The sequence below is a fragment of the Aestuariivirga sp. genome (assembly GCF_047600585.1).
GTDB lineage: Bacteria > Pseudomonadota > Alphaproteobacteria > Rhizobiales > Aestuariivirgaceae > Aestuariivirga.
The window spans coordinates 2,490,207-2,505,068 of sequence record NZ_JASGKP010000001.1; the positions used below are offsets into that span (position 1 = coordinate 2,490,207).

Consider the following 14,862-nt stretch of genomic DNA (forward strand, 5'->3'; position numbering starts at 1 on the left):
TCCCGCCTCTGCGCCTCTGTGTCCGGCAACTAGACCATGTCACGGGCAATCCTTTCATGCCAGGTGCGGGTGAAGACCTCCTTGCCGTTCTCGCCCACGGAGACGGTGGTGTCGACGATGAAGTGCGTGGCGGTGCAGGAGAGCTTGCCCTCGCTGCGGTGGAAGACCGAGGCATCCTTGCGTTCGATCAGCACATCATAACTGGTGGTGAGCACGGCGGAGAGCGGATCGCCGTCGGTGATTTCGTAACGGGCCAGCGCCGTCGATGAACTCACCGTCTCGATGTCCGTCATCTCCTTGCGGAAGGTCCAGCGCGGGAAATCCACCACCATCCGGCCGGAGAGAAGATCACGGGTGACGCGGCGTTGATGCGGCTTCTCGACCTCATGGTAAGTGTGCGGCGTCTGGGGCGCGATCTCCGGCGGATCGAAGACGCGTAACTCCGCATCCGCCTTACGAGGCGGGCGCACGGGAAGTTCGAGCACACTGTCGCCCGCCATCACCTGCAGTGTCACGAGTTCCGGCGAGGGCCAGGCGATGGGCCAGTAGGTTGTCGAAATCGAAACGGCGATGCGATGCCCCGGCAGGAAGGCGTGGGCAATGTCGTCCATCTCCACATCAGCCTCATAGACCTTGCCGGGAACAAGCGCGGTGGCGTGCTCGTGACTGTCGCGATGGGTGAGATTGAGCAGCCCGAGGGTGACGCGCGTCGACGCACCATCGGGCGCCACGTCGTTAAGGCGGGCGCAGACCAGCGCCTGCGGCCTGTCCGACGAAAAGCGCAGCCGCACGACGGGCGCGCCCAGAATCTCCACGCGCTTCTTCAGGGGTTCGCTGACGAAGACGAGCGAGCCACCGTCGTCCTCGCGCTGGTCGGTGGCCCATTCCGCCTCTTCGCCGTAGCGGCCGATCTCGCCCGCTGCGAGGCCGACCCAGAGCGGCGAACAGAGCGGCACGGACTTCTTCTTCGCCTTCTTCTCCGAAAGCACCCCGCCCGCATTGAGATGCAGCGTCTGCCGCTTGATGCGGGGCGACGGCCATTTCGCTTCGCCCACCCAGCGCCCGGCGCGTTCGGTGTAGCAGGTGCGGGGCGGCACGCTCTCCTGCATCCACACGCGATACATGGGTTCATCCATGATGCCGGTGTCGCGGCCCTTCATCCAGTGATCGCACCAGCGCAGAACCTCCTGCAACCAGCCGATGGCCGGTTCGACCGTTACGTCGTGCGGATAGGAATGGGCCCAGGGTCCGACGAGGCCGAGGCGAGGGCCTTTCAGTCCGGCCAGCAGGCGCGGCACGCTCTCGGAATAATTGTCGGCCCAGCCGGAGACGGCATAGACAGGAATGGTGATCTTCGAGAAGTCCTCGCAGACAGAGCCCTGCTTCCAGTAGTCGTCGCGGCGCTGGTGCTGCAGCCAGGTGAGAATCCACGGCGTGTTGTGCCGGCAACGGGCGAGCCACATCTCCCGCCATTTTTCGCCGACGATGGCGGGGTCCGGCGGCAGGTCGTTGTGGGCGAACATGGTGGCCGACCAGTCGAAGTTGTCCTTCGAGAGGCAGCCGCCCACCCAATGAATATCGGTGGCATAACGGTCGTCGGTGGACCCCACGGTGATGATGGTCTTCAATGCCGGCGGTTGGCGCGCGGCAATCTGCAGGCCGTTGAAGCCGCCCCAGGAGATGCCGATCATCGCCACCTGACCATCGCACCACGATTGCCCGGCGATCCAGCTGATCACCTCGCAACCGTCGAGCTGTTCCTGCACCGAATACTCGTCGTCGATCAGGCCTTCGCTGTCGCCCGAACCTCGGATGTCGACGCGGATCGCGGCATAGCCGTGTCCGGCGAAGTACATGTGATGCCCCTGGTCGCGGGTGCGCGTGCCGTCGCGCTGGCGATACGGGAGATATTCCAGAATGGCGGGAACGGGTTTCGTGTGGCAGTCTTCCGGCAGCCACAACTTGGCGGCGAGGCGGGTGCCATCGGAGAGCGTGATCATTTCGCTCTCGACGACCTTCACCCGGTGCGGGAACTCGGTTCGGACGGACGCCACTGCGGACACCCCTGTTCTTGTTGAATGACCATGCAACAAGAATTCCGATTGCGTCAATGGCCCTTTTAAAGGCAATGTCTTGACGGGCGAATTGGCCGGGGCTTACTATACAACCATTCAACAAGGGTGCAGGCATGGCGCGCAACCCCCGTTACGACATCCTTTTCGAACCCGTGCGCATCGGTCCCAAGACCGCTCCAAACCGCTTTTATCAAGTGCCTCACGCCTCCGGCATGACCAATGCCAACCCCCATGTGCGGGCCGCCTTCCGGGGCATGAAGGCGGAGGGCGGATGGGGTGTGGTCTGCACCGGCGCCTGTTCGGTGCACCCCTCCTCCGACGACAGCCCCTTCCCCTTTGCCTCGCTGTGGGATGACGCGGACGTGAAATCCCACGCCGTGATGACCGATGCCGTGCATGCCCACGGCGCGCTGGCCGGTGTCGAACTCTGGCATGGCGGGGCCGCCGCCGTGAACCGCACGACGCGGCATGCGCCACTCTCGCCCTCGGGCGTTCCTTGGATGGCGACCCATGTGGGCTTCATGTCCTCGCAGCGGCCCAAGATCATGGACAAGGCCGACATCAGGGAGATGCGCGGCTGGTATCACGATGCCGCGATCCGTGCCGAGCGGGCGGGCTTTGACATTCTCTATGTCTATTCGGGCATGGGCTACCTGCCCTACCAGTTCCTTCTCACCGAATACAATCAGCGGACGGATGAATATGGCGGCCCCATGCAGAACCGGGTGCGCCTCACCCGCGAACTGATCGACACGGTGCGGCAGGCAACAGGCGGGCGCTGCGCCGTGGCGCTCCGCATCTCCATGCAGGAACTGCGCGCGCGCCCCTCGGCCAATGCCGAGAGCGAGGCGCACGAAGCGATCGGCCATCTCAAGGACGATCCCGATCTCTTCGACGTGAAGATGGATTATTCGGTCACCGACTGCGCCGCCTCGCGCTTCACCCCCGAAGGCAGCCACGAGCCGATCATCGATTTCGTAAAGACGGTGACCAAGAAGCCGGTCGTCGGCGTCGGCCGCTTCACCTCGCCCGACACCATGGTGAGCCAGATCCGGCGGGGCGTTCTCGACCTGATCGGCGGAGCCCGGCCATCGATCGCCGATCCCTTCCTGCCGCAGAAGATCAACGAGGGCCGCGAGGCCGATATCCGCGAATGCATCGGCTGCAACATGTGCATCTCATCCTGGCATGATGGCGTGTGGGTGCGCTGCTCGCAGAACCCCACCGCCGGCGAGGAATGGCGGCGCGGCTGGCATCCGGAGAAGACGAAGAAGGACGGCAAGGGCTCCGTGCTCGTGGTGGGCGGTGGCCCTGCCGGACTGGAAGCGGCCCTCACGCTGGGGCGGCGCGGCTTCGAGGTGAGTGTGGCTGAACGCTCCCGCCAGTTTGGTGGCCGGCTGCTCTGGGAAGCGGCCCTGCCCGGCCTCAAGCAATGGTTCCGCGTCGTCGACTATCGCCTTGGCCAGCTTCGGCAAATGCCGAACGTGCATCTCTATCCCGAAAGCGAGATGAGCGCCGAGGATGTGCTCGGCTTCGGGGCCGAGCATGTGGTGATCGCCACCGGCTCGGGCTGGCTGCCGGTGCTCTGCAACAACACCGAAATCCCTTCAGGCACGCTCGATGCCCCGCGCATCTATACGCCCGCCGACCTGATGCGGGGCGTGGTGCCGGAAGGTCCGGTCGCGGTCTTCGACTACGACAACTACTATCTGGGCTCGGCCGTGGCGGAAGACCTTTCGGCCAAGGGCTGTGCCGTCACCTACATCACCACGGCGGGCGCAGCGGCTGCATGGTCCTTCATGACCAACGAACAACCTCTCGTACATCAGGCCCTGACGAAACGCGGCATCGCCTTCCGCACCCTCGAGACAGTAACGGGCTTTGACGGCGAGACGCTGCATCTGGCGCAGTTCTTCACCAACGAGCCGCGCAGCATCCCGGCCCGCTCGCTGGTGATCGTGGGCCAGCGCCAGGGCGGCAGCGCGCTGCACGATGCGCTTCAAAAGGCCGACCTTGCTGCGGTGGGCATCCGCTCGCTGCACCTGACGGGCGATGCCTATGCGCCCGGCGCCATCGTCCATGCCGTCTACAACGGCCACAAGACGGCGCAGGAGCTGGGCCATCCTGCCGCCGAGATCACGGTGCGGCGCGACTTCCCCTTCCCGCCCGACGCGCACCCCGCCGCCAAGGCCGCCGAATAATGGCGCGTCGCGTGGCGCGGGCCGGGCGTAGCGGCACCTCCGTGCCGCAGCGAAGTTTCGGCCGCGTGCGGCGTCCCTATGCGCCTGTCTCGGTAATCTCCGACGATCAGGTGGCGCAGATTCACCAGACCGCCCTCAAGGTGCTGTCTGAAATCGGCATGAAGGTGCTGGAGCCGGAGGCCCGCAAGCGCTTCGCCGCGGCGGGGGCGACGGTGAGCGGCGAGATCGTGCGCTTCGATCCGGCCATGGCGGGCGAACTCCTGAAGACCGTGCCCCGCACCTTCACGCTCCGCGCCCGCAACCCGGAGCGTGACCTTCACTTCGGCGGTAATGACGTGGTTTTCTCGGCGGTGGGCGGCCCGGCCTACGTGATGGACATCGAGCGCGGCCGCCGCGAGGGCACCTTCGCGGAGATGTGCGACTATCTCCGCCTCATCCAGTCCCTCAACATCCTGCATCAGGAAGGCGGCGGCCCCTTCGAGCCACTCGACCTTCCGGCCAACACCCGCCATCTCGATATCTACAAGGCCGAGATCACCCTTCTCGACAAGAACTGGCAGACGCAGACGCTGGGGCGCGCCCGCACGATGGACGGGATCGAGATGGGGGCGATTGCACTCGGCATCACGCCCGCCGAGATGACCGCGCAGCCCTGCCTGATGGGCGTGATCAACACCAATTCGCCGCTGCAGCTCGACATTCCCATGGCGGAAGGCCTGATGACGATGGCGGAGCATGGCCAGGTGAACATCATCACGCCCTTCACGCTGGCGGGGGCCATGAGCCCCGTGACCATCGCGGGCGCACTGGTGCAGCAGCATGCCGAGGCGCTGGCCGGCATCATGCTCACCCAGATCGTGCGGCCCGGTGTTCCCGTGATGTATGGCGGCTTCACTTCGAACGTCGACATGAAATCGGGCGCGCCCGCCTTCGGTACGCCGGAGTATGCCAAGGCAGCGCAGGCCTCAGGGCAACTCGCGCGCCACATCGGCGTGCCCTTCCGATCGTCCAATGTCACGGCGGCAAACGAGGTGGATGCGCAGGCGGCCTACGAAAGCCAGATGGCGCTGTGGGGGTCGATGATGGGTGGCGCTCACCTCATCGAACATGCGGCGGGCTGGATGCATGGCGGATTGACCGCGAGTTTCGAGAAACTGATCCTCGATGCCGAGATGCTGCAGATGATGGCGGCCTATTTCGATCCCATCGCCATCAGCGAAGACAGCCTGGCACTGGATGCGATCCGCGACGTGGGCCATGGCGGGCATTTCTTCGGCACGGCGCACACACTCTCGCGCTACGAGACCGCCTTCCACGTGCCGCTTCTCTCCAACTGGGACAATTATCCGAACTGGCTGGAACGGGGCAGCATCGATGCACGCACGCGGGCCAACACGGTGTGGAAGCAGTTGCTGGCGGAGTATGAACAGCCCGCCATCGATCCCGGTATCAGCGAGGCGCTGGACGCCTATGTGGCGAAGCGTAAGGCCGAGGGCGGCGCGCCGATGAACTGAGCCGTCTCAGGCGAGACGGAGGCCCGAGGTAAACAGCACCACCGAGAGAATGCCAAGCCCCACGGCAGCGACACGGCGGGCGAGACGCGGGCCGTTTTCTGCGCGCGCGGTCAGTAGTTGCCCCGCGCCGCACCACACGGCCGCCACGGCGAGGATCAGAAGCGCGAAGGCCGCGCTCCGTTCCCACAGGTTCCCGCCCGATGGCAGAAGAACGAGGCCGATGATGACGGCCTTAGGATTGAGAAGCGTGGTGAAGAAGACGGTGCGGCCTGTGACACGCGCGGGCTCCATGCCTGCCGCCGATGTCTGCGGCCAGAGCTTCACCGCAAGAAAAGCCACCCAGGCCGACGCCGCGAAGGAGACGAACTCGCGGAAGTGCGGGGCAGCTTCGGTGAGTGCCGTGCTGGCGAGCGCAAGCGGCACGGCAACAGCGAGATAGGCAACGAGTTCGAAAGCGACCAGACGGATGCCGCGCGCAAAGCCGCGCTCGGCCCCCGCCACGGCCAGAAGCGTGTTGGTGGGTCCGGGCGTCAGCAGCAACAGTGCCGTTGCAAGGATGAAGGCGGTGAACGTCATGGAAGGCTCATCTCAGGCCTGCACACATGGCACGGCAGGCCCGCCCTTGTCATGACATGGATCAATCGAAGCAGATCGGCGGTCAGCCGCCTGCGGTGATCCGCTTGGCGCGGCGCAGGCGGCTGTCTTCGGCCTGCACGGCCATCAGCTCCGGCAGGATGAATTCATAGCGTGTGGCGGCAAGGGCTGCGGCCTCGTTCATCGCCTCGGCATCGCGGGGCTCGACCGGGAAGGAGGTACGTTCGAGAAAGTCCAGAATGCGCTGCCACATGGTTTTCTCCGTGCTCATGCTGCCCTCCTCCGCCGCCGCGCGGCAAGGTTCTCAAAAAGGTGAATCACCTGCTCGCGTGTCACGCCATCGCGCCGCATCACATCCTGCACGATGGGGTCGGCGAGCATTTCAAAGAGCGTGAGTTCCGGTGGCTTCGGCTTGATCATGGTGGTGTTCCGCATTGCCACGCCACAATCGCTGCTTCGCCCAAAAGGCACAATTGAACTTGCCTGAAGCGGGGCTTGAGTTCCGTTCAGCATCACGCCACCGCCTTTTCCTGCTCGTGGCTCGCGGCCTCTTCGCGCAGCCAGTCGCAGAAGTGCGAAACCTTCGGCAGGTTCAGCTTCGATTTGGGAGCGACGATGTAATAGGCGAAGTCGATGGGCTTGGTGGCGGCGAAGGGCGCAACGAGGCGGCGGGCCGCCAGATCGGCCTGGGCCAGCGTGGACTTTGCCAGCGCAATGCCGCGGCCGAGAATCGCCGCTTCGATGACGAGGCTCGCCTGATTGAAGCGGGGACCGCGCGAGGCATCGATGTCCTTGGCGCCGGAAGCACGCAGCCACATGTCCCAGTTCGGGCAGGACGGATCATTGTCCGGGCTGTCGTCATGCAGAAGTGTTGCGCCGGCGAGGTCTTGAACGCTGTTGATCGGTCCATGCTCCAGCAGGAAGGACGGGCTGCACACAGGCATCACGTGTTCGGTAAGCAGCTTCTCGCGCGAGAGTTCGCCGTAGTTGCCGGCACCATAACGGATCGCGAGGTCGATGCCGTCGCGGGCGAAGTCGACGAGCTGCATCGAGGCCGAGACATGCACGTCAATGTCGGGGTGGCGCTTCTGGAAGGTGTGGAGGCGCGGCAGCAACCATTTCGCTGCGAAGGATGGCGCGACGCTGATCGTCAGCAGCCCTGTCTCGCCCAGCGAATCGATGGCATCCATCGCGGCGGAGAGGCGCGCGAAGCCTTCCTGCAAATCACGCAGGCCCGCTGCACCCGCATCCGTGAGGACGAGGCCACGGCCATTGCGGGCGAAAACGGGCAGGCCGATGTGATCTTCCAGCAGGCGGATCTGGTGGCTCACCGCAGCCGGTGTCACGTGCAACTCCTCCGCCGCAAGCGTGATGCTGAGGTGGCGGGCGGCGCTTTCAAAGGCGCGCAAGGCATTCAGAGGGGGGAGCTGTCGTCTCATGCAGACAGCAATACTCTACTAAATCGGTAGAGTAAAGGGGGTTGTTCGTTTTGACGAACACCCTGTTTGCCGCACCCCCCGAAAAGGGGTCGCTCCGCAGAGCGACCCAAGTCTAGGGAGGAAATGCCGGGCTCCATGACCGAAGCGGCGGCATGGGTCACACACTGCCATGGAACGGAGCCGGGCACTTTTGAGAAATGCGAGCCCCTGCAAACAGTTCCTTTGAAGTGTTGCCAGAAAAGTTGAAGGCCCCGCACGGGCATGCAGGGCCTTCGCTCGGGATGCGGTTGAGCGTTACGCCGCCTTGTATTTGTCGGCGTACTGGGTGCGCAGTTCCGCGAACCACGAGGGCTCCGGCGGACGGTGCCACAGCTTGCTCAGGGCGTCGCCCGGGTAGGCTTCCTTGAAGATTTTCTTGGCGGCGTCCGACAGCTTGTCGTCGGCGCCCTTGATGACCGGATTGTAGCCCGAGCCTTCGGCCAGCGCAGCCGAGACTTCCGGCTGGAAGAGGTAGTCGATGAAGGCATAGGCCTGTTCGGTGTTCTTGGCCGCCTTGGTGAGCGACAGGCCATCAACCCAGGTGATCGCACCTTCGACGGGCGCCTGATAGCTGACGGGCTTGCCCGCCTTCTTGAGGCTGATCGCCGGACCATCCCAGGTCTGGCCGATGATCACGTCGTTCTCGAGCAGGCCCGACTTGGTGTTGTCGGCCGAGTCCCAGAACTGCTTGATCCAGGACTTCTTCTCCAGCGCCACCTTGAGGAATCTCGTCATAGATCTTCTTGAACGAGTCCTCGTCCTTGTAAGCATCGAGCAGGCGGTTCGTCGGCAGCTTGCCCGTGGCATCGAGCCAGAGGCCGATGCCGGCGAGCAGCGAGTGCGGACGGCCCTGCACGTGGCCCTTCACATCGTCGGCCCAGAGGTCGCCGTAGGAGAGCTTAGCCGGATCGCCCTTCCACAGGTCGGTGCGCCAGGAAATCGCCTCGGTGCCCCAGAGATGCGGCAGGTGATAGAGCTTGCCGTCCCAGGTCCAGATGCTCGCCGAACTATCGAGGAAGGCGGGCTGGAGATTGGCGAAGTTCTTGAGCTTGCCCGTGTCGTAGGACGCCAGCACGTCCAGTTCCTTGAACTGCGGAGCGCGGTCGCGGGTGGGCTGCACGAGATCGTAGCCGTCGCCGCCCGAGGCCTGCAGCTTGTTGATCTGCTCCTCGTTCTGCGAGAACGGCGTGGTCTTCACCTTGATGCCGGTCGCCTTCTCGAAGTTCGGGATCACGTCGCCCGGAAATTCGTCGGACCAGTTGAGCAGGCTCAGTTCGCCAGAGGACGAGCGCGCATTGCGCACGATGGCGGGGCTGGCAACCGCGATGGCGGCAAGGCCGGCGCCGGCCTTGATGACGCTGCGGCGGTTCAGCGGCTTGTTGGTAGTGTCAGTGATCGACATCGAAAACTCCTCATGTGTGATCATGACAAATGTTCAGCGAGCGCGGCGCCATGGGCAATTGAGAAGCAATTGCCGCCTGCTTTAGATTTGTTAAGCTGAGAAAAATTGAAGCGCGACTTTCATTCCTCTCATTTGCCGGAGACCTCCGGCGCGCCGATTGCAGCAGCGAAAGGACAACCCCCATGAGCACCCACAAACCCGGCCGCGGACGGATCTACAGTTCCATCACCGAGACGATCGGCGATACGCCGCTTGTCCGCCTGCAGCGCTTCGGGACGAATAACGGGGCCGTCGCCGACATCCTCGCCAAGCTCGAATTCTTCAATCCGCTGGCAAGCGTGAAGGACCGCATCGGTGTCGCCATGATCGATGCCCTGCAAAAGGATGGCCGCATCACCAAGGACACGGTGCTGATCGAGCCGACGTCCGGCAACACCGGCATCGCGCTGGCCTTCGTGGCGGCAGCGCGCGGCATCCGGCTCAAGCTGGTGATGCCCGAGTCCATGTCCATCGAGCGGCGCAAGATGCTGGCCCTGCTCGGTGCCGAACTGGTGCTCACCGAGGCGGCAAAGGGCATGAAGGGCGCCATCGCCAAGGCGCAGGAACTGAAGGACGCCGACCCCAACGCCATCATTCCCCAGCAGTTCGAGAATCCGGCCAATCCTGCCATTCACCGCGCAACGACGGCGGAGGAAATCTGGAACGACACCGAGGGCAAGATCGACATCTTCGTCTCCGGTGTCGGCACCGGCGGTACGATCACCGGCGTGGGCTCCGTGCTGAAGAAGCGCAAGCCCTCCCTTCAAGTGGTGGCGATCGAGCCCGTCGATTCACCCGTCCTCTCAGGCGGCCAGCCCGGCCCTCACAAAATCCAGGGCATCGGGGCGGGCTTCGTGCCGCCCATCCTTGATACGCGCGTGATCGACGAGATCATCAAGGTCAGCAATGACGATGCCTTCGCCACGGCCCGCGCCCTTGCACGCGAGGAAGGCCTGCCTGGCGGCATCAGCTCGGGTGCGGCGATCTGGGCGGCCCTGCAGCTGGCGAAGCGGCCCGAGAACAAGGGCAAGACCATCGTCGCCATCGTGCCGTCCTTCGCCGAACGCTATCTTTCGACCGCGCTCTTCGACGGGATCGGCTGAGGCCTTACACCGAGCGGGTGATGCCGCCGTCCACCTTGATGTTCTGTCCGGTCATGTATGCGGCGGCGGGCGAAGCAAGGAAGCTGATCGTGCCGGCGATTTCCTCTGCCGTGCCGTAGCGCTTCATCGGCACCGAGGCGCGGCGCTCGTCGGTTGCGGGCAAGCTGTCGATCCAACCCGGCAGCACATTGTTCATGCGGATGTTGTCAGGCGCATAGGTGTCGGCAAAGACCTTGGTGAAGGCGGCGAGCCCGGCGCGGGCCACGGCGGAGGTCGGGAACATGGCCGAGGGTTCGAAGGCCCAGGCGGTGGAGATGTTGATGATCACGCCATCCTTCTGCTTCTGCATGATGGGCGTGACGAGGCGCGTCGGCCGCACCGCGCTGAGGAAGTAAACATCGATGCCCTTCATCCAGTCGGCATCGCTGATCTCGAGGATGGGCGCGCGGGGGCCGTGGCCCGCACTGTTCACCAGCACATCCACCCTGCCCCACTTCGCCACCACGGCATCGACCAGCTTCTTCACGTCGTCGTTGGACTGGTTCGATCCGGTGACGCCGATGCCGCCCAGCTCCTTGGCCAGCGCCTCGCCCTTGCCGGAGGACGAGAGGATGGCAACGTTGAAGCCATCGGCCGCGAGGCGCCGCGCCGCTGCTGCTCCCATGCCGCTGCCGCCCGCCGTGATGATCGCCACTTTCTTGCTGCTCATGTCGTCTCTCCGAAGTTGTGGCGCGCACCATATCCGCTCGTACGACGGTCAGCCATGCCGAAAAATGCGGGCGGCGATGAGCGGGGTTGACCGCAAAATCGGCAAATGCTGATCATGACCGCCACAGAGTGGTGTTCCATGCAGACGATTTCAGCGGCCCAGGCCGAAACTTTCTTCCCCTTCGAGCCGGCGGGCAAGACGATCGATGACCTTGAAACGCCTGTCCCCGTCATCGACTTCGACGTGATGCTGAAGAACCTCGTGCGCTGGCAGGCCCATTGCGACGCGGTGGGGGTGGCCAATCGCCCGCACATCAAGACGCATAAGCTGGTGCCAATTGCGAAACTGCAACTGGCCCTCGGGGCGAAGGGCATCTGCGTGCAGAAGCTGGGCGAGGCGGAGGTGATGGCCGATGCCGGCATCCGCGACATGCTGCTCACCTTCAACGTGGTGGGAAAGCACAAGCTCGAGCGGCTGTCCGCGCTCATGAAGCGGAGCGAAATCGCGGTCGTCGCCGACAATGCCGAGATCCTCGACGGGCTTTCGCAGGCAGGCGTTGCGGCGGGCCGCAAGCTCGACGTGCTGGCGGAGTGCGATACGGGCTCGGGCCGCAACGGCACCCAGACGCCGGCAGAGACGCTGTCACTGGCACAGAAGATCGCCAGCCTGCCCGGCCTCGCCTTCGGTGGCCTGATGACCTATCCGCCCGCCTTCAAGCGCAAGGAGGTTGCGGCTTTCATCGCCGAGACGAAGGCGCTTCTGAGCAAGGCGGGGCTTCCCTGCCCGCGGGTCAGCAGCGGCGGCTCGCGCGATCTCTGGGACAAGACCGGCCTCGAGGACGTGACTGAATACCGGGCCGGCACTTACATCTATAATGACCGCTCGCTGGTGGCGGTGAAGGCCTGCGACTGGGCTGACTGCGCCGAGACAGTGCTCACCACCGTGGTCAGCACACCGACGCGCGAACGCGCCATCATCGATGCGGGAACCAAGTCGCTGACCAGCGACCTTCTCGGCCTAGAGGGCTATGGCATCGTCCGCGATCTGGGCGATGCGAAGGTCTACAACGCCAATGAAGAGCACGGCTATCTCGACACGCGAACAGCACCGCGCCCGCTGCACATCGGCGAGACGCTGCGGGTGGTGATGAACCACACCTGCCCCGTCAACAACCTGTTCGACAAGGTGGTGTTCGTGCGCGGCAACGACGTGCTTGGCGCGCTCACCGTGGATGCAAGAGGAAAAGTGCAATGACGCCTGAACAACGCCTGGAGAAAATGGGAATCGTGCTGCCTGATGTGCCCGCACCGCAGGCCAACTATGTGCCGTACCGGTTTGCCGGCAATCTTCTCTATCTCTCGGGTCAGGGCCCGAAGCGCGCCGACGGCACCTTCAGCACCGGGCGGCTTGGCCGCGACGTGGATGTGGCGCAAGGCTACGAGGATGCGCGCCTCACCGGGCTGCAGTTGCTGGCGGCGGCGAAGGCAGCATTGGGCGAACTCTCGCGCGTCGAGGCGGTCATCAAGCTGCTCGGCATGGTCAATGCGGAGCCGGACTTCGGCGACCAGCCGAAGGTGATCAACGGCTGCTCCGATCTCTTCGTGGCGGTGTTCGGCGAGGCAGGCCGCCACGCCCGCTCCGCCGTTGGCATGGGTTCGCTCCCCAACCGCATCACGGTGGAGATCGAGGCCATTCTGCTGGTGAAGCCCTGACGCCGGCGGCAACGCCGGAAAACAGGCTTTTTCCCCATCTCTATTTTTGAAAGCCGTTTGACAAAATCTGGATTTGCTGTCTAACTTTTTCCGGAGAGGTATGGGATGTCTCTGCGCGGAACCAATCAGGAGGTCGGCCGGCCCTTCAACCGAAGGACTGTGCTGGAGCTCATCCGCCGGCACGGACCCATTGCGCGCAACGAGATCGCCGACCGCACCGGACTCACGGTGCAGACCATTTCCAACATCGTGCGTGAACTGGAAGAGGATGGCTTCCTGCTCTCCTCGCGGCTGAAACCCTCAGGCCGCGGCCTTCCGCCCAGCGCCCTCAGCATCAACCCTGACAGCGGCCACGCCTTCGGCATCCAGATCACACCGCGCCTCATCGAGGTGGCGCTCGTCAATCTCGGCGGCACCATCGTGGCCACGGCGCGGGAGGACATCGACAACGCCTCACCCGACCAGGCCTTCGACATCATCGCGCGGCTTGTGCAGCAGTTGAAGGAGCCCGTCCGCAACGCCCGCCTTCTCGGTGCGGGCCTTGCGATGCCGGGACCCTTCGGCGTCGACAGCATGAGCTTCATCGGTCCCACCACACTCGCGGGCTGGCAGGACGTGAACATTCCGCAATGGCTGGAGAAGGCCTCCGGGCTGCCCGGCTTCATCGAGATCGACATGGCGGCAGCGGCGCTGGGCGAACAGCTGTACGGCCACGGCACCAACCTCTCGGACTACTACTATCTCTACTTTGGTCTCGGCTTGGGCGGCACCATGGTGCATGACGGCGAGACGGTGCGCGGCAACTGGGGGAATGCCGGCGAAATCGGCCACGTGGCGATGATGACCGATGGCGAGATGTGCGCCTGCGGCAACCGCGGCTGTCTCGAACGCTATGTCTCCCTCGAAGCCTTTGGCCGCCGCCAGATGAGCGAGGAAGACTGGGTGGAGGACGTCCGCCCCATTTTCACCCGCGCCATACGCATGATCGAGAACATGTATGACCCGCAGACCATCGTGCTCGGCGGCCTTGCACCGCGAAGCCTGCTCACCCGACTTGCAGGCGCAGCCGATGCGCTGGGCAATTCCATCGCCGCCCGCCACGACCGCACCGTGCCGCGCCTGATTGTGGCCAGCTTGGGCGAGGACACCGTGCTGCGCGGTGCTGCGGCGCTCGCAGTACGCGGCGCCCTTGCCCCCCGCGAGGGTCGCATGTTCAAGCACCCGCAATCGCAAGACCAATGGAAAGGAGCCGACCATGGACCAGCCCCTGTTGGTGCTTGACAACATCCGCAAGTCCTACGGCGCCATCGAGGCGTTGAAGGGCGTCTCCTTCACCGTGAACAAGGGCGAAGTGATCGCACTCCTCGGCGACAACGGCGCCGGCAAATCCACGCTGGTGAAGATCATTGCCGGCGGACAGGAGCCCACATCGGGCCGTATACTCTTCGAAGGTCAGGAATACCGTGCCAAGTCGCCTGCCGAAGGCAAGGCCGCCGGTATCGAGACGGTCTATCAGGACCTCTCGCTCTGCACCAATGTCGACGTCGTCGCCAACTTCTTCATGGGCCGCGAGATCACCCGCAAGTTCCTCGGCATTCCCATTCTCGACGAGAAGGCGATGGAAGCCGCCGTCACCAAGGCCATGGCCAATGCCGGCACGCGCATCCCGTCACTCCGCACCAATGTGGAAAATCTCTCCGGCGGCCAGCGCCAGGCGATCGAGCTGAACCGCTTCGTGCACTGGGGCGGCAAGCTGGTGCTGCTGGACGAACCCTTCGCCGCGCTCGGTGTGGAGCAGACACGGCGTGGCCTTGAAACCATCCGTCAGGTTGCAAGCCAGGGCATCGGCGTCATCATCATCACGCACATCATGCAGCAGGCCTTCCAGGTGGCGGACCGCATTGTGGTCATCCGCCAGGGGGTTGTCGCAGGCGACGTGCGCACGCAGGATACGAATCCCGACGACGTGATCAAGATGATCACGGGAGAATCTCTCGCTGTGTCCGGAACAGCGGCGAGGACCTGAATCATCCGG

Annotated in this window: 15 protein-coding genes; 7 read left to right on the plus strand and 8 right to left on the minus strand. The window is 64.3% G+C overall.

The annotated features are described in order from the left end of the window. Positions 1-29: 29 nt before the first annotated feature. Positions 30-2,054, minus strand: coding sequence for a CocE/NonD family hydrolase (locus QM801_RS12380; RefSeq protein WP_415019519.1), 2,025 nt, complete (start codon positions 2,052-2,054; stop codon positions 30-32). A 134-nt stretch (positions 2,055-2,188) separates the two neighbouring features. On the opposite strand from QM801_RS12380, the gene QM801_RS12385 reads away from it, so the two are divergent. Both QM801_RS12385 and QM801_RS12390 read left to right on the plus strand, forming a co-directional pair. After that, positions 2,189-4,276: an FAD-dependent oxidoreductase gene (locus QM801_RS12385; RefSeq protein WP_415019520.1), complete on the plus strand. Its 2,088-nt coding sequence runs from the start codon at positions 2,189-2,191 to the stop codon at positions 4,274-4,276. After that, positions 4,276-5,790 carry a trimethylamine methyltransferase family protein gene (locus QM801_RS12390; RefSeq protein ID WP_415019521.1) on the plus strand — a complete coding sequence of 505 codons (1,515 nt, stop codon included), beginning with the start codon at positions 4,276-4,278 and terminating at the stop codon, positions 5,788-5,790. Before QM801_RS12385 ends, QM801_RS12390 begins: the two co-directional genes overlap by 1 nt. Before the next feature lie 6 nt (positions 5,791-5,796). Here QM801_RS12390 and QM801_RS12395 read toward each other — a convergent pair whose 3' ends face one another. The 6 genes from QM801_RS12395 to QM801_RS12420 form a co-directional block, all read right to left on the minus strand. Beyond that, positions 5,797-6,366 carry a LysE family translocator gene (locus QM801_RS12395; protein WP_415019522.1) on the minus strand — a complete coding sequence of 190 codons (570 nt, stop codon included), beginning with the start codon at positions 6,364-6,366 and terminating at the stop codon, positions 5,797-5,799. Positions 6,367-6,448: 82 nt separating this feature from the next. Then, entirely contained in the window at positions 6,449-6,655 is a 207-nt protein-coding gene (locus QM801_RS12400; RefSeq protein WP_415019523.1) for a hypothetical protein, read from the minus strand. Next, on the minus strand, positions 6,652-6,804 hold the full coding sequence (locus QM801_RS12405; protein WP_415019524.1) for a hypothetical protein: 153 nt from the start codon (positions 6,802-6,804) through the stop codon (positions 6,652-6,654). The genes QM801_RS12400 and QM801_RS12405 overlap by 4 nt, the downstream gene beginning before the upstream one ends. Before the next feature lie 92 nt (positions 6,805-6,896). Continuing rightward, positions 6,897-7,823 carry a transcriptional regulator GcvA gene (locus QM801_RS12410; RefSeq protein ID WP_415019525.1) on the minus strand — a complete coding sequence of 309 codons (927 nt, stop codon included), beginning with the start codon at positions 7,821-7,823 and terminating at the stop codon, positions 6,897-6,899. 294 nt (positions 7,824-8,117) lie between these two features. Continuing rightward, entirely contained in the window at positions 8,118-8,513 is a 396-nt protein-coding gene (locus QM801_RS12415; protein ID WP_415020922.1) for an extracellular solute-binding protein, read from the minus strand. Continuing rightward, positions 8,395-9,264, minus strand: coding sequence for an extracellular solute-binding protein (locus QM801_RS12420; RefSeq protein ID WP_415019526.1), 870 nt, complete (start codon positions 9,262-9,264; stop codon positions 8,395-8,397). Before QM801_RS12420 ends, QM801_RS12415 begins: the two co-directional genes overlap by 119 nt. 182 nt (positions 9,265-9,446) lie before the next feature. On the opposite strand from QM801_RS12420, the gene cysK reads away from it, so the two are divergent. After that, a complete protein-coding gene (gene cysK, locus QM801_RS12425; RefSeq protein ID WP_415019527.1) occupies positions 9,447-10,406 on the plus strand; it encodes a cysteine synthase A in 960 nt (319 codons plus the stop codon). Positions 10,407-10,410: 4 nt separating this feature from the next. On the opposite strand, the gene QM801_RS12430 is transcribed toward cysK, so the two are convergent. Continuing rightward, the gene (locus QM801_RS12430; RefSeq protein ID WP_415019528.1) at positions 10,411-11,115 is read right to left on the minus strand and encodes an SDR family oxidoreductase; all 705 of its coding nucleotides are present in this window, start codon (positions 11,113-11,115) and stop codon (positions 10,411-10,413) included. Between the two features lie 138 nt (positions 11,116-11,253). Between QM801_RS12430 and QM801_RS12435 the strand changes: the two genes are divergently transcribed. From QM801_RS12435 to QM801_RS12450, 4 genes are all read left to right on the plus strand, one after another. Further along, positions 11,254-12,369: an alanine racemase gene (locus QM801_RS12435; protein WP_415019529.1), complete on the plus strand. Its 1,116-nt coding sequence runs from the start codon at positions 11,254-11,256 to the stop codon at positions 12,367-12,369. Continuing rightward, the gene (locus tag QM801_RS12440) at positions 12,366-12,827 is read left to right on the plus strand and encodes a RidA family protein (RefSeq protein WP_415019530.1); all 462 of its coding nucleotides are present in this window, start codon (positions 12,366-12,368) and stop codon (positions 12,825-12,827) included. The genes QM801_RS12435 and QM801_RS12440 overlap by 4 nt, the downstream gene beginning before the upstream one ends. A 105-nt stretch (positions 12,828-12,932) precedes the next feature. Further along, positions 12,933-14,108: an ROK family transcriptional regulator gene (locus tag QM801_RS12445; protein WP_415019531.1), complete on the plus strand. Its 1,176-nt coding sequence runs from the start codon at positions 12,933-12,935 to the stop codon at positions 14,106-14,108. Continuing rightward, entirely contained in the window at positions 14,083-14,853 is a 771-nt protein-coding gene (locus QM801_RS12450; protein WP_415019532.1) for an ATP-binding cassette domain-containing protein, read from the plus strand. The genes QM801_RS12445 and QM801_RS12450 overlap by 26 nt, the downstream gene beginning before the upstream one ends. Positions 14,854-14,862 lie beyond the last annotated feature (9 nt).

Coding starts and splice junctions, on each gene's coding strand:
- QM801_RS12385 (WP_415019520.1), top strand. CDS start 2,189: ATGGCGCGCAACCCCCGTTACGACATCCTTTTCGAACCCGTGCGCATC.
- QM801_RS12390 (WP_415019521.1), top strand. CDS start 4,276: ATGGCGCGTCGCGTGGCGCGGGCCGGGCGTAGCGGCACCTCCGTGCCG.
- QM801_RS12395 (WP_415019522.1), bottom strand. CDS start 6,366: ATGACGTTCACCGCCTTCATCCTTGCAACGGCACTGTTGCTGCTGACG.
- QM801_RS12400 (WP_415019523.1), bottom strand. CDS start 6,655: ATGAGCACGGAGAAAACCATGTGGCAGCGCATTCTGGACTTTCTCGAA.
- QM801_RS12405 (WP_415019524.1), bottom strand. CDS start 6,804: ATGATCAAGCCGAAGCCACCGGAACTCACGCTCTTTGAAATGCTCGCC.
- QM801_RS12410 (WP_415019525.1), bottom strand. CDS start 7,823: ATGAGACGACAGCTCCCCCCTCTGAATGCCTTGCGCGCCTTTGAAAGC.
- QM801_RS12420 (WP_415019526.1), bottom strand. CDS start 9,264: ATGTCGATCACTGACACTACCAACAAGCCGCTGAACCGCCGCAGCGTC.
- cysK (WP_415019527.1), top strand. CDS start 9,447: ATGAGCACCCACAAACCCGGCCGCGGACGGATCTACAGTTCCATCACC.
- QM801_RS12430 (WP_415019528.1), bottom strand. CDS start 11,115: ATGAGCAGCAAGAAAGTGGCGATCATCACGGCGGGCGGCAGCGGCATG.
- QM801_RS12435 (WP_415019529.1), top strand. CDS start 11,254: ATGCAGACGATTTCAGCGGCCCAGGCCGAAACTTTCTTCCCCTTCGAG.
- QM801_RS12440 (WP_415019530.1), top strand. CDS start 12,366: ATGACGCCTGAACAACGCCTGGAGAAAATGGGAATCGTGCTGCCTGAT.
- QM801_RS12445 (WP_415019531.1), top strand. CDS start 12,933: ATGTCTCTGCGCGGAACCAATCAGGAGGTCGGCCGGCCCTTCAACCGA.
- QM801_RS12450 (WP_415019532.1), top strand. CDS start 14,083: ATGGACCAGCCCCTGTTGGTGCTTGACAACATCCGCAAGTCCTACGGC.